This window comes from Halovivax sp. (genome assembly GCA_007119345.1).
Classification (GTDB): Archaea; Halobacteriota; Halobacteria; order Halobacteriales; family Natrialbaceae; genus Halovivax.
This window is the reverse complement of sequence record SKPV01000098.1, coordinates 1-13,862: the sequence shown is the minus strand read 5'-3', so window position 1 is coordinate 13,862 and position 13,862 is coordinate 1. Positions and strand designations below refer to the sequence as shown.

The following is a 13,862-nucleotide window of genomic DNA, read 5'->3' as shown; positions in this document are numbered from 1 at the left end:
GGCCCAGCTCGGCGGCCTCCGCGGCTCCCACCATCCGGCCCGTAGCGAGCAGCTCGAAGGCGGTCTGGACGCCGACGAGCCGGGGGAGATTCCACGTCGCTCCCGTATCGGCGGTGAGCCCGATCTTCGCGAACGAGAAGCCGAGCTCCGCGGACTCGGTGGCGTAGACCAGGTCGCAGGCGATCGCGAGCGCGGCTCCCGCGCCCACGGCGGGGCCGTCGACCCGCGCGATCACCGGCTTTCCGCAGGTCGCGATCTCGCGGACGGCGGCGTGGAAGCTTCGGTCGACCAGCTCCGCCGTGGGTGAGCCGCCGACCGAGGTGAGGTCCAGGCCCGCACAGAAGGCGTCGCCCTCGCCCGTGAGGACGAGACAGCGGACGTCGTCGTCCTCGTCGAGCGCCGCGATCGTCGCGGCGAGTTCCTGGGTGTCCTCGCGGGAGACCGCGTTCCGTCGCTCCGGGTTCGAGATGACGACCGTGGCGACCGGCTCGTCGTCGTGGCGTTCGGTGCGGATGGCTGCCATACGTGCGTACACTCACAACCGAGGTATAATTGTGTTCGTCCGACCCGGGCGGCGCCGGATCGGCCGCGAGTCGGGGTCGGTCGTGCCGCCGGGATCCGGCCCCGATTTCCGACCGACACCGATAGCGCCCGAACGCGACCATCGTTCGGTTATCCTGGACTAGTTCGTAACGATGGTCACTGCCCTGGTTCGATTCAATTCCATTCGAGCGAAACGAACCGGAACAGCTACCACGCGGGCGAGAGCAGGGGGCGTATGGAGTACGCGGACTCGGACCGAGCGAACGAGCTGGCGGCGCGCGCGAACGCGCTCATGGAGGAGGTCGTCCTCCCGCTGGAGCGCGAACGGATCGGCGGGATGACGGTCTCGGACGGAACCGTCTCGGACCTCCGGGAGACCGCGCGCGAGGAGTACGACATCTACGCCCCCCAGATCGGCGAGGCCCACGGCGGGATGGGCGAGAGCTTTCGGGACGCCCTCCCCGTCTTCGAGGAGGCCGGCCGGAGCCTCCTCGGTGCGACCGCGATGCGCGTCGACGCGCCCGACGAGGGCAACATGCACCTGCTGGAACTCGCGGGGACCGACCTCCAGCAGGAGACGTACCTGGAGCCGCTCGTCGAGGGCGACCTCGTCAGCGGGTTCTCGATGACCGAGCCCATGCAGGGCGGCGGCTCGGATCCGAAGATGATCCGCACGACCGCCGAGCGGGACGGCGACGAGTGGGTGATCGACGGGCACAAGTGGTGGACCACCAACGGCGTCGAGGCCGACTTCCTGATCGTCCTCGCCCGGACCGACCGGGACGCCCACCCCTACGAGGGCTGCTCGCTGTTCATCGTCCCGGCAGAAGCCGACGGCGTCGACGTCGTCCGCAACGTCCCCCACATGGGCGGCGGGACCCGGGGCTCCTCCCACGCCGAGATCGTCTACGACGGCGTCCGCGTCCCCGACGAGCACCTGCTGGGCGAGCTGAACGCGGGCTTCCTGCACGCCCAACAGCGCCTCGGCCCCGCCCGGCTCACCCACTGCATGCGCTTTTCCGGGATGGCCCAGCGGTCGCTCGAGATCGCCAAGGCGTACACGAGCGAACGGGAGGGATTCGGCTCGACGCTCTCGGAGAAAGACTCCCTGCGTCACCGGATCGCCGACGCCGAAACCCGCCTCCACGTCGCCCGGACCGCCATCCGCGACGCCGCCGACCGGATCGCCGTCGGCGAGGAGGCCCGGATTCCCGTCTCGATGTGCAAGGTGTTCACCGCGAGCGTCGTCCAGGACGCGATCGACCTCGCGGTCCAGTGCTGTGGCGCCAACGGCATCGGAAGGGACCTCCCGCTTGCCGACTTCTACGAGAACGTCCGGGCGTTCCGCATCGTCGACGGCGCCGACGAGGTCCACCGTCGGGTCATCGCCCGCCACGCCTTCGAGGACGTCGACGAGGCCGAACTGGAGCCCCTCACGCGGTTTGGAGAACCGAATCGCGGCGGCGCCGGCGGGCGCTGATCGGGCCGGCGGCCGTCGGTGCGGACGTCCGCTGCCGCGAAACCAGCGCCGGCGGCCGTCGGTGCGGACGTCCGCTGACGCGAAACCAGCATCGGTGGACGCCGATACGGGTGTCAGCGGGCGAAGACGACGGACGCCGATATGGGTGTCGGCGGACGAAGACGACGGACGCCGATACGGGTGTCGGCGGGCGACGACGACGCCGACCAGCCTCGGTGTGGGTCCGGCGGTCGTCGACGCGGAACGGTGCCACAAGTTTATCAGTAGGGGACGACAGTCACCACTGAATGAAAACGGACGGGATCGAACGCGACGGGCGATCTTCCACCGGGTCCGAAGACGCGCTCGCGCGCCTGTTCCGGAGCGGGCGGACCAACGCCATCCTCTCGTGGATCCTCGCCGGCGTCCTCTGTCTGGTGTTCGTCGAGAGCCTGCTCGACCGCGACGCGCTCTGGGCGCTCTTCGTCGCCGCGACCGCCGCGATCGTCCTCGTTCCGCCGGCCGCCCACCGCGACTGGCGGATGATGCTCCCGTGGGAACTGCTCGTCGTGGCGCTGCTCCCGGTTCTCGTCCGCGCGCTGTTCGGCGGCGAGCTCGGGACGTTCGGCTACTACCTGTCGGTCGCCGCGCTCGCGCTGCTCGTCGTCGTCGAGCTCCACATGTTCACCGAGCTCCGGCTCACGCACTGGTTCGCCGTCGCGTTCGTCGTGATGACGACCATGGCCTCCGCGGCGGCGTGGGCCCTCGTCCGCTGGACGATGGACGGCTACCTCGGGACCGCGCTCCTGATGGAGCCGGGAACGTCCCAGGAGGCGGCGAACGAGGCGCTGATGATCGAGTTCCTCTGGGTCACCCTCGCGGGTCTCGTCGCCGGAATTCTCTTCGACGCGTACTTCAGGCGGCGCGGCCGCACCCTCCGTCGCCGGCTTCGGCGGGTGGTCCGTCGATGACGGCCCTTCCCCGCCCCTCCGTCCGGAACCAGCGGCTACTCACGCGGGCGATGCAACTGCTACTGGTCGCGATCGTCGGCTACGGCGTCGCCTTCTCCCAGCCGAAGGCGATCACGAACGGGACCATCGCCCTGGCCGTCACGTTCGCCCCGGCGCTGCTCGAGCGAAACTACGGGGTGCCGCTGGATCCCTGGCTCGGCCTCTGGATCACGACCGCCGTCTTCCTGCACACGATGGGGTCCGCCGGCCTCTACGGCGCGATCGGCTGGTGGGACCACCTGACCCACGCGACGTCCGCGTCGCTCGTGGCCGGGATCGGCTACACGTTCGTCCGGGCGGTCGACCTTCACAGCGAGCGGATCCACGTGCCGCGACGGTTCGCGTTCGTCTACATCCTGCTCGTCGTGATGGCGTTCGGCGTCGTCTGGGAGCTGTTCGAGTTCGGGCTCGACGTCGCCGCGGAGGCGACGTCGATCACTATGCCGCTCTCCCAACACGGCATCGACGACACCGTCCGCGACATCGCGTTCAACACCCTCGGAGCGCTGGTCGTCGCCACCTTCGGGCAGGCCCACCTGTCGGGCGTCGCCGAAACCGTCAGGGAGTGCCTGCTGGCCGACCGGGGCGGGCGGTGACCGGTACTCGTCGAGGCGGACCTGAAACCCGTGACGCGGTACGCGGAGCCGAATCGCGACGGCGCCGGCGGGCGCTAACCGCGAGAACGAGCGGTTGGTGGACGCGCTGATCGCCGTGACGACGACGGGTCGGCCGTCGGGACCGGCTCGGGCCGACCCGCCCCTCCCGCCGATCTGTCGCCCCCGCCGCTCACGCCGCCCCTATCGGTCCGTCGCGCCCATCGGTCCGTCGCGTCGGCTGGTCCGCCGCTCTCCCGGTCCGTCGCGTCCCCCGCTCGCCCGCACGGACGAACCTGCCACCCCCGTTACAGCTAAGCGTCGGCGCGGAATGCGTTTCGCTAATGGCGCCGCGAGAACCTGACGAGACCGCGGTTCGCCTCCTCGCGGACCGGCGAAACCGGGCGATCCTGGCCGAACTCGAGGGGGCTGGCGTCGTCGACGTGGACGCCCTGGCCGAACGGCTCGCCGACCGCGACGAGGAGCCGACGGTCTCGGAGGACGAGTCCGAGCGCCTGCGAATCGAGCTTCGGCACGCCGCGCTGCCGGCGCTCGACGACGCCGGGCTGGTCTCCTTCGATCCGGCGACCGCCAGCGTGGCGATCGGTTCCCGGCCCGGCCGCGACGGGGCGGCCTTCGACGAAATCCGCGACCGCCTCGACGCCGTCGCGAACGCCGACGGCGCGGTCGGCGTCGAGGTCCTCGAGGGTCGCGACGAGGTGATCGACCGCGGCCAGCGGCTGTTCGAGTCGGCCGACGAAGAGCTGTTCCTCGTGATCACGACCGACGGACTGCTCGAGCGCGGCTGTCTCGATCGGCTGCAGGACGCCGTCGACCGCGGGGTCGAGGTCGCCGTCGGCTCCCCCACGATCGGCGTTCGCGATCTCGTCCGCCGATCGGTCCCCGACGCGACGATCTGGGAGCCCCAGCGCGACGTCGCGAGCGATCCGGCGGCCCACCCGGCGCTCGGACGGCTCGTGGTCGCCGACCGCCGGGCGGTCATGGTCGGCCGCCTCGACGACCGCGACGAACCGACCGAGCGGGCGATCGCGGCCGCGGGCCCCGCCAATCCGCTGGTCGTCCTCGTCCGCGAGCTGCTCGGCCCGCGACTCGACCACCTGGACTACCAGAGCGAGGACTTCCGCCAGCACCTGCCGTTCTGACCGACCTCGCGGGTGTCGGACCGCTCGCCGTCGGGAGCCGTCGGACGCGAATCGGCACTCGACCGGACGCCGAGCGACGATTCACAAGAGGGAAAGCCGGTCGGTTCCAGTCGTCTCGTAATGGACGCGCTCGGCGGTCTGCTGGCGGCGTCGGCGACGAGCGGCGCGACCGCCTCGCTCGACGCCCTGACCGCGAGCGTCCTCGCCGCGTACGACGCCGGCGGGGCGAACGCCGCCGCGAGCGCGCTCGGCGACCCCGGCGGCTTCCTCGTCCACGGCGACCACGGGGCCGGCGACGACCACGGTACCGGCGCCGCCGTCGCCGAGCACGCGGACCTCGTCGTCTTCCTCGTCATCGGGCTGCTCGCCGGCGCGCACTGCCTGGGGATGTGCGGCCCGCTCGTGACCGCCTACGGCGACCGGATGGCGGCGAAGACCGCCGCGCGCCGGTCGGACGACCTCTCGCTCTTCGAGGTGCGCCAGCACCTCCTGTTCAACCTGGGCCGGGCGACGAGCTACGCCCTGATCGGCGGACTCTTCGCGCTCCTCGGCGCCGTCGCGTTCGCCTCGTTCGAGCTGACGGTCGCGATCGGCAACGACGTGCGGGCCGCGACGGGGATCGTCGTCGGCGTCGCGATCATCCTCGCCGGGCTCTACTACGTCCGCGGGCGGGCGGGCGTCCCGGGCCACGACCTCCCGCTGATCGGCTCCGCCTTCGCCGCCGTGTCGGGGGCGCTGACCGCCAGGATCGACCGCCTCGCCACGGGACCGGGGATCGCCCTCCTCGGCGCGGTCCACGGCTTCCTGCCGTGTCCGATCATCTACCCCGCCTACCTGTACGCGTTCGCGCTGGCGGACCCGGTGCGGGGCGCGCTCTCGCTGCTCGTCCTCGGCCTCGGGACGATCCCCACGCTGTTCGTCTACGGGACGCTCCTGAGTTCGATCGGGCCGCGGACCCGGGTTCGACTCCACCGCGCGCTCGGCGTCGCGTTCCTCGTGCTGGGGTACGTCCCCCTCCAGCACGGGCTGATGCTGTACGGGATTCACCTGCCGCACCCGCCGCTGCCGTTCTACCAGCCGCTGCTGTGAGCGGCGGCGGCCGTCGGCCTCACGGATCACTCCCGGTCGTCCACCTCGGGCTCTCCGGTCACCACGCGCTCGACCTCGCGTCGAGTGCCGTCCTCGTCGTAGACGTAGCGCGTCTCGGGGTCCTCGCCGGCCGTCCGCCGGTGGGAGCCGTCACAGAACGGGAACGACGCCGACAGTCCGCAGCGACAGACCGCCACGTCGCCCTTCTCGGGGTCGATATCCGAGGCGTCGAGCTTCTTCGGTCCGTTCGCGTCGAGTTCGACGAGTCGCGACATGCGCGTGCCTCCGGGCCCGAGCGCCAAAGGCGTGCGGGCGCGGCCTCGCGGTCGGTCCGCCGGCCGTCGCGAACGGCGGCCACCGACCCGGCCCCTTATTTTCCTCCGCGACGTTCCGGACTCCGATGACGAACTCGAGCACCGCCGATCGCGGGCGCTCGCCGCTCTGGTCGACCGGCCGGTACCCGTCGCTGGCGCCGAACATGCTGCCCGCCCACGCCAGCCTCGTCGACGCCGCGGGGATCGACCCCGGGGACGCGGTGCTGGACGTGGGCTGTGGCACCGGGAACGTCGCGCTGACGGCTCGCCAGTCGGGTGCGCGGGTCGTCGGCGTCGACCTCTCGCGGGAGATGCTCGACCTCGCGGCCGACAGCGCGGCGCTCGTCGGCGACGACGAGGTGGAGTGGGTGGCCGGCGACGCCGTCGCGCTGCCCGTCCGAGACGACGAGTTCGACGCCGTGCTCTCGAGCTTCGGGCACGTCTTCGCGCCGGAGTCGACCGTCGCGGGCCGCGAACTCCGCCGGGTGATCGTGCCCGGCGGCCGCGTCGCGTTCACCGCCTGGTCGCCCGTCGGCGTCGTCGGGGAGCTCACCGAGGTGCTCACCCGGCACGTCGACGAGCCGCCGGGCGACCCCTGGGCGCACCTCGAGTGGGGCCGACCGGCGTTCGTCCGCGAGCAGTTCCCCGCCGCCGCCGACCTCTCGTTCGAGCGCCGGATCCTCGAGTTCCGGTACGTCTCGCCGGAACACTTCTGGCTCGACTTCGCCGAGGAGGCCGGCCCCCTCTCGCCCGTGCTGGGCCGGGTGACCGATCCCGCCGCCCGCGAGCGGCTGCGGGACGCGGCGCTGGAGACGCTCGAAGAGTGGTTCGCCGACAACGCCGTTCGCGTGGAGTACCTGCAGGTGCGGGCGGTCGTGGCGTGACGGGTCGACCGTCATCGGACACCCGCGTCCGCGCGGCGTTCGCGAGGGTCGCCGTCGTCAGTCCTCGGCGGTCGGCGCGCCGACCGGTTCGGGATCCGGCTCGACCTCGTAGAGGTGGACGAAGAGGGCGCCGGCGACGAGCATGAAGCCGGCGGCCAGCCAGAACCCGGCGGCGACGGAGACGTAGTCCAGGGTCCCGCCGACGGCCAGGGGGCCGACGATGGCGCCGACCTGCCAGGAGACCGATCGCAGCGAGAGGCTGCCGGCGACCGCGTCGTAGTGCTCGCCCTCCTCGACGAACATGGCCATGCTCGTCGGCAGCCGGAAGCTGTCGGCGACGCCGAGGATCGCGTAGGCGGTAAAGAGGACGACGAACGGGGCGCCGATCGCGATCTCGCGGCCCAACCCCGCGATCGTGAGCGGCGAGACCGTCCCCTGGACGAGCGAGGCGGCGGGGATCAGCGCCGTGCCGATCGCGTACCCCACCGTGCCCGCGACGATGAACCGCTGGTAGCCGCCGACGCGGTCGGCCCACTCGCCGACGCGGCCCTGTACCAGCCCCTTCGTGAGCTTGCCGCCGGCCAGGATCCCGCCGATCAGCAGGGCGTTCATCCCGAAGGCGGTGCGGGCGTAGATCGGGAGGAAGATGATGACGGCCATCTTCCCGAAGCTGAACGCGAACCGGAAGACGACGAGGGCGACGATCGCCCGCCGGCGCAGCAGCTTCCCGAAGGTTTCGAGCCCCGTCGCTTCGTCGGGATCCGAGCGGGTACCGGGATCGTCCCGGACGAAGACGTAGACGGCCGCGACCGAACAGCAGGTGAGGAGGGTCAGGGCCGTCCACGTCGTCTGGAACCCGTAGAGGAAGAGCATCGCGCCGCCGACGACGTCGCCCAGCAGGCTCGCGATCGAACGCACCTGGTTGTAGGTCCCGATCCACAGCGCCCGGCCGTCGTCGGGGGCGATCTCGCCCACGACGGCGACGCCGGTTATCCAGAGGATGATCGAGCCGACGGCCTGGAACCCCCGAAGGAAGACGACGTGCTCGATCGCCTGGACGAGGGTGAACCCGACGAGCAGAGCGACGTTCAGCGCCAGTCCCCAGAGCAGATAGCGCTTCGAGTTGCCCAGATCGATCTTCCGACCCAGCGGGAGCACCAGCACGAGCCGGACGACGGCGTAGGCGGAGCCGAAGAGCCCGGCGACGAGCCCGGAGGCCTCGAAGAGGTCGGCGTACAGCGCCAGCGCGATGATGATCGTCGCGAACGCCATCCCGCTGACGAACCGGACCGAGGCGAGCGCCGCGAACTCGGGATCGCGGAGCAACGCCAGCGGGCGGCGCGCTCGTTTCGCTCCGGGCTCGGCGCCGGCGCTCGTCATCTTCCTCGAACCGTCGCCGGCGACGGCCTTTCAAGGACCGGGTCCCGGGCGATGTGGCCGGTAGTCGGCGGCTCCGCGGCCTCCCGTCGACGGTCGCCGTGCCCTGGCGGACCTCGACCACGTCGGCGTCCCCCCAGTTCGCGCGGACTTCCCCGGGGTCGAGGACGTCCCGCATCGTGGCGGCGACGGTCGGGTGGTTCTCGGCGACCGATTCGTCGAACCCTCCCTCGACGTGGAGTGCCTCGAGCGCGCGTTCGACGATGTCGGCCAACGTTGTCGACCCGTGCGCGCGGAATCGGAGAAGCGTTCGGCCGGCGAGTTCGCGGTCGGTCGCGGACCCGCGCTCGGGACGGCCGGTATTATCACCGAGCTAGCACATATTCACGAACCGAATTTCACCGATTCAGTTCCGCTGAACCGGTAATTTTCGTTTTTCCGAGTGAGTTGGTAGCAATGGTATCATGCTACGAGACACTTAATACGGCGGGACCCTTCTAGATGGTGATGAGTACTGAAATCACCGAACACTCCTCGAGAGTCGCGGCGATCGGCGTGTACGTGCGGGCCTGGGCCAAGTTGCTCGGCGGCCTGGCGATCGGCGTGGCGATGATCCCGATCGTGATCCTCGGTTCGGCCGCCGTCATGCTCGCCGCGTTCTGGCCGCTGTTCGTGGGAGCGTACCTCCAGTACGGCTACGTGCCCGGCGAGGCGACGCGGAACAGCGAGCACCTCGGTGTCGAGTGGTGGATCCTGACCGTCGTCTGGCTAGGACTGCTCGCGCTGGCGCCCGCCGTGGGCTACCGCGCGTGGACGCTGACTCGAACCCACCGGACGGCCGGGAAGCTTCCCGCGGCGCGTCCGCGCGTCTGATCGCGATCGAGCGCCACCGCGGACGGGTGTCATTTTCCCCGACGGTCGTCGCAGTTCGGATCGATCCCCGGTTCGATTCCAACGGAAGTATCCAGCGGTTCGTGCGTTTTCCATGTTAGAAAACGCTGACAGGTGACTATGTATCGAGCGAAAGAGTCCCAACCATGCCGTTCGAACTCAATCGGCGAAAGGTGCTTCAGACCACTGGTGCGGCGGCCGCGCTGACGGCCTTCGCAGGGTGTCTCGGTGGAGACGACGACGATGACGACGGTCGCGGTTTCGCGCCGGAGGACGGCGTCGGCATGGTCGAGATCGATTACGACGAGATCGAGATGGGCGGGACGCTCCACTCGGGTCTCACCGAGGACCCGCCGAACTGGGACCCGCCCCAGATCGGCGACACCACCTCCAACATGGTCAGCGGCGAGATGATCTACGAGGGGCTCACGACCACCGGGTACGACCGCGAGCCCCAGCCCTGGCTGGCGACCGACTGGGAGGAGATCGAGGTCCAGGACCTGACCGAGGCGGATTACGCCGACTACATGGTCGACGAGGAGGAGGCGACCTCTGATCCGCTCATCGGGCCGACCGAGGACGGCGAGGTTCTCGACATGGACGGCGGGCAGGAGGCCGCCGAGGACGGGCTCTTCGGCATGCAGGTCGAGTTCGACATCCGCGAGGGCGTCGAGTTCCACGACGGCGACGAGCTCACCGCCGAGCACTTCGTCCGCTCGTACGAGCGGTGGGACGGCGCCAACCGCTGGGCCGTCGAGATGCAGGACTGGTTCCTCCACGCGGAGGCGTCCGACGACCACACGCTCGTCCTGTACGCGAAGCTGCCCGACGCCGACTTCTACTACGCCGTCGCCAACCAGGTGTTCCCGGAACAGTACTGGGACGCAGAACCCGGCGACGTCAACCCGCTCGAGGGTAACGAGCCGATCGGCACCGGCGTCTGGCAGTTCGAGGAGTACGAGGACGAATCCCACATCATCCTCAGCCGGTTCGACGACCACTGGTTCGACCCCGAGGAGTACGAGGAGAGCCACCCCGACGACGACTTCGAGCTCCCCGACGGCTTCCCCGAGCAGCCCCCCATCGAGGAGATCGACTTCGAGATCATCCCCGAGGATCCGAGCCGCTCCGCGGCGCTCCAGGACGGCATCGTCGACCACACCTACGGCGTCGCCGCCGACACGCTCTCGGACTTCGACGACTCCGAGGAGTTCCGCGTCTCGGCGCTCACGAGCGGCGGCTACGACTTCTTCGAGTACCCGAACCAGGTCGAGCCCTGGGACGACCCGCGGATGTGTCGCGGGGTCAACCACATGATCCCGCGCCCCCAGATCGTCGACACCGTCTTCGACGGCTGGGCCACCGAGGCCGAGCTCCCGCTCTCGCCCGTCTCGTCGGAACTCGGCGTGCACGACTGGGACGAGATCACCGATGAGCTCGCCCACCACAACGAGTACGACCCCGACGCCGGTGCGGACCTGGTCGAGGACGTCTTCGAGGAGCGCGACGTCGAGGCGCCGTTCGAGACCACCATCATCACCAACTCCGACAACGACGACCGCGTCGACATGGTCGGGCTCATCGCCGAGTCGATGGAGAACACCGGCCTCTTCGAGGTCGAGATCGAGACCTACGAGTGGGGTCGGTTCGTCGAGATGCTCGTCTCGGGCGAGCTCTACGACGAGAACCAGATCATCATGGTCGGGCTCTCCTCGGGCTGGACGCCCGACGGCTACGCGCGCTCGGTGTCCCATCCCGACCACTGGGGTGGGGCGTGCTGTAACCACACCCACTACGAGAACGAGGACGTCACCGAACTCATCGACAACGGGCGGTACGGCGCGGAGGTCGTCGGCGAGGACGGCGTCGACGCCCGTCGCGACATCTACGAGGAGCTCTGGGAGACGCTGCTCGAGGACCCGCCGGTCTCGTGGATCCAGTTCGGCATGGAAGACGACATCGTCAACGACGAGGTGGTGAAGGGGTGGAACGCCTACCCGTTCAACTCCTTCAAGTACAACCGACCGCTGTTCAACCCGCCCTCGGGCCAGGTGAGCTGGGTCACCGACGACTGAACGGCCGAGAGTCCGCCGATCGACGTCGAATCGCGCCTTCGATGGTGCGTTCGACCCACACGTACTCCGTTCAGGCATTACTCGCAAGCAGGTACGTCTGCGCTTCGTCGGACACTATTCGCAAGCAGGTACGTCTGCGCTTCGTCGGACACTATTCGCAAGCAGGGACGTTCGCACACCGTTCGGGCACTACTCGCAGTCAGTCACGCCCGCCACCGTTCGGGCACTACTCGCAGTCAGTTACGCCCGCCACCGTTCGGGCCGACCCCGGTTTCGTCGAGCGCTCGCCGCTCGACGGACCTCCTAGCGGGTGGTAACCGCGTTTTCTCGCCCGGAACACGCGCCCCCGGTATTAGGGCACACCGCGGGAGAGTGACGAACGGGACGCGTCAGCACCAGTCGCGCTCCCCGGCGTTGCACCGCGCCGATCCACGTTGGGTGGCGCCCGCGCGGCGACGCGCGAGGTCGCCGCCGATTCCACCGTCGCCCTCGAGCCCGCCGTCCCGACCGCGAGCGCCCTCGACGCCCGGGTGCCGGCGTCGACCCGCCGCCCCCTCGCGGTCGGGACGGCGACGAGCCTTCGACGATCGTTCGGCCGCGAACGCCGCCCTCCATTTCTCGACCGTCCGCGAGCGATCGGTTCCGCTCGCCGGCGAGGGCCGGGGTCGTCCCGACCGAAATCGGTGCGGGCGGTACGGCGAGACGAACCGGCTACCGCGACCGGCGCGGGCGCCACGGCGAGACGAACCCCCGACCGCGACCGCCCGAGACGCCGTCATCGCGAGACGGCGCCCTGAAGCCGCGTCGAACCTATCACGGCTCGAACCCGCGACCGATGGCGTACCGACGCGTCTCCAGCGGGGTCTCGTCGAGCGTCCGTCGTCCGTCGACCACCACCGAGAGGTCGTCGCTCGAGCGCTCGAGCGCGGCCCACGGGATCGACTCGAACTCCTCGTGCGGCGTCACGAGGACCACCGCGTCGAGCGGTTCCTCGGCGAGCGCCTCGAGCGCCAGCGGTTCGAGGTCGACCCCGGGGACCTCGTCGACGAGCGGGTCGACCCCGTAGATCTCGGCGCCGCGGTCGGAGAGCCTTTCGGCGATCGCGATCGCCGGGGACGCTCGCAGTTCCTCGACCCCGGGCCGGTAGGTCAGCCCGAGCAGCGCCACCGCGGCGCCCTCGAGGGACTTGCCGTCGCGGGCCAACCCTTCGCGGAGCCGCTCGACGGTGAAGGCGGGCATCGCGTCGTTGACCTCGCGGGCCGTCTCGAGCAGCGGCGTGGCGGTCTCGCAGGGGTGGATCAGGAAGTACGGGTAGTACGGAATGCAGTGGCCGCCGACGCCGGGACCGGGCTCGTGGAGGTCGCAGTACGGCTGGGTGTTCGCGACCTCGATCGCGTCCGCGACGTCGACGTCGAGCTCGTCGGCCAGCGTCGCGAGCTCGTTCGCGAGGGCGATGTTGACGTCGCGGTAGACGCCCTCGAAGACCTTCACCGCCTCCGCGGTCGTCGCGTCGGCGACCGGGACGACCCCCGAGTCGTTGAGTTCCTCGTAGACGAGCCGCGCGGCCCGCGCGCTCTCGTCGTCGCAGCCGCCCACCACCTTCGGGTAGGCGCCCCGGATGTCCCGCAGGGCGCGCCCGCTGGCGGTCCGCTCCGGACAGAACGCCAGCCCGAACTCGCCGAGGGCCAGTCCTGACGCCTCCTCGAGCGCCGGTCGCACTCGACCGGCCGTCGTCCCCGGCGGCACCGTCGACTCGACGATCACGAGGTCGCCCGCCGCGAGGCCGGCGCCGATGTCGGCGACCACCGCGTCCAGCGTCGCCAGGTCCGGCTCGGTGCGGTCCGTGATCGGGGTCGGAACGATCACGACGTGGACCGACGCCTCGGTCGCCGCCTCCCGCGGGTCCGTCGTCGCCGTCAACGAGCCCCGCTCGACCTGGTCGGCGACGAGTTCGTCGAGGCCGGGTTCGCCCGTCACGTGCGAGCGCCCCGCCCGGATCTCCTCGACGACCGCCGGGTCGATATCGGCGCCGACGACCCGCCCGCCGGTCTCCGCGAAGACCGCCGCCAGCGGGAGCCCCATCTTGCCCAGCCCGTACACCGCGATCGGGACGTCGCCCCGCAGAAACGCCCGGCGTCGCGCCTCGTCGTCGGCCGCCGAGCCGTAGAGCGCGTCGGGGGCCCGGGACGAGGCGGATTCCGATTCGCTCACGGGCGACCACCCGGCGCGAGCGCTGGGATCCGCCCGCCTGAACGGGGCGGGACGTGGCGAGACCACCGGTCTGGACGGGGCGGGTCGTGGCGAGACCACCGACCTGGACCCGACAGCCCGTTTGAAGACCGGTCCAGGGCGCGGGCGAGTCCCGTCCGGTCCGCGTCGCGGTCTCCGAAATCACCGCGCCGGTCCGCGTCGCGGTCTCCGAAATCACCGCGCCGGTCCGCGTCGCGGTCTCCGAAATCACCGC

General features: G+C 70.5%; 12 protein-coding genes. 8 read left to right on the top strand and 4 right to left on the bottom strand.

Going from position 1 to position 13,862, the window contains the following annotated elements:
- On the bottom strand, positions 1–523 hold a 523-nt coding region (locus QZT59_RS06650), incomplete at its 3' end, for an enoyl-CoA hydratase/isomerase family protein (RefSeq protein WP_290813191.1).
- Between the two features lie 255 nt (positions 524–778).
- On the opposite strand from QZT59_RS06650, the gene QZT59_RS06645 reads away from it, so the two are divergent.
- The 5 genes from QZT59_RS06645 (at position 779) to QZT59_RS06625 (ending at position 5,857) form a co-directional block, all read left to right on the top strand.
- Positions 779–2,023: an acyl-CoA dehydrogenase family protein gene (locus tag QZT59_RS06645; protein ID WP_290813188.1), complete on the top strand. Its 1,245-nt coding sequence runs from the start codon at positions 779–781 to the stop codon at positions 2,021–2,023.
- Between the two features lie 287 nt (positions 2,024–2,310).
- Positions 2,311–2,973 (top strand): hypothetical protein, encoded by a 663-nt coding sequence (locus QZT59_RS06640; RefSeq protein WP_290813186.1) that lies wholly within the window; start codon positions 2,311–2,313, stop codon positions 2,971–2,973.
- The gene (locus QZT59_RS06635; protein WP_290813183.1) at positions 2,970–3,608 is read left to right on the top strand and encodes a hypothetical protein; all 639 of its coding nucleotides are present in this window, start codon (positions 2,970–2,972) and stop codon (positions 3,606–3,608) included. The genes QZT59_RS06640 and QZT59_RS06635 overlap by 4 nt, the downstream gene beginning before the upstream one ends.
- Before the next feature lie 341 nt (positions 3,609–3,949).
- Positions 3,950–4,768 carry an ArsR family transcriptional regulator gene (locus QZT59_RS06630; protein WP_290813180.1) on the top strand — a complete coding sequence of 273 codons (819 nt, stop codon included), beginning with the start codon at positions 3,950–3,952 and terminating at the stop codon, positions 4,766–4,768.
- A 120-nt stretch (positions 4,769–4,888) separates the two neighbouring features.
- Positions 4,889–5,857 (top strand): sulfite exporter TauE/SafE family protein, encoded by a 969-nt coding sequence (locus tag QZT59_RS06625; protein WP_290813177.1) that lies wholly within the window; start codon positions 4,889–4,891, stop codon positions 5,855–5,857.
- A 26-nt stretch (positions 5,858–5,883) separates the two neighbouring features.
- Here the strand turns inward: QZT59_RS06625 and QZT59_RS06620 are convergent, their stop codons facing one another.
- Positions 5,884–6,132: a CDGSH iron-sulfur domain-containing protein gene (locus QZT59_RS06620; RefSeq protein ID WP_290813174.1), complete on the bottom strand. Its 249-nt coding sequence runs from the start codon at positions 6,130–6,132 to the stop codon at positions 5,884–5,886.
- 125 nt (positions 6,133–6,257) lie between these two features.
- Between QZT59_RS06620 and QZT59_RS06615 the strand changes: the two genes are divergently transcribed.
- Positions 6,258–7,055, top strand: coding sequence for a class I SAM-dependent methyltransferase (locus QZT59_RS06615; RefSeq protein WP_290813173.1), 798 nt, complete (start codon positions 6,258–6,260; stop codon positions 7,053–7,055).
- Positions 7,056–7,112: 57 nt separating this feature from the next.
- Here QZT59_RS06615 and QZT59_RS06610 read toward each other — a convergent pair whose 3' ends face one another.
- Positions 7,113–8,435 (bottom strand): MFS transporter, encoded by a 1,323-nt coding sequence (locus QZT59_RS06610; RefSeq protein ID WP_290813170.1) that lies wholly within the window; start codon positions 8,433–8,435, stop codon positions 7,113–7,115.
- A gap of 504 nt (positions 8,436–8,939) precedes the next feature.
- On the opposite strand from QZT59_RS06610, the gene QZT59_RS06605 reads away from it, so the two are divergent.
- The gene (locus tag QZT59_RS06605; RefSeq protein ID WP_290813167.1) at positions 8,940–9,305 is read left to right on the top strand and encodes a hypothetical protein; all 366 of its coding nucleotides are present in this window, start codon (positions 8,940–8,942) and stop codon (positions 9,303–9,305) included.
- 164 nt (positions 9,306–9,469) lie between these two features.
- Positions 9,470–11,398, top strand: a complete 1,929-nt coding sequence (locus tag QZT59_RS06600; protein ID WP_290813164.1) for an ABC transporter substrate-binding protein — start codon at positions 9,470–9,472, stop codon at positions 11,396–11,398.
- A gap of 813 nt (positions 11,399–12,211) precedes the next feature.
- Here the strand turns inward: QZT59_RS06600 and QZT59_RS06595 are convergent.
- Positions 12,212–13,609, bottom strand: coding sequence for a nucleotide sugar dehydrogenase (locus QZT59_RS06595; RefSeq protein WP_290813161.1), 1,398 nt, complete (start codon positions 13,607–13,609; stop codon positions 12,212–12,214).
- Positions 13,610–13,862: the final 253 nt, after the last annotated feature.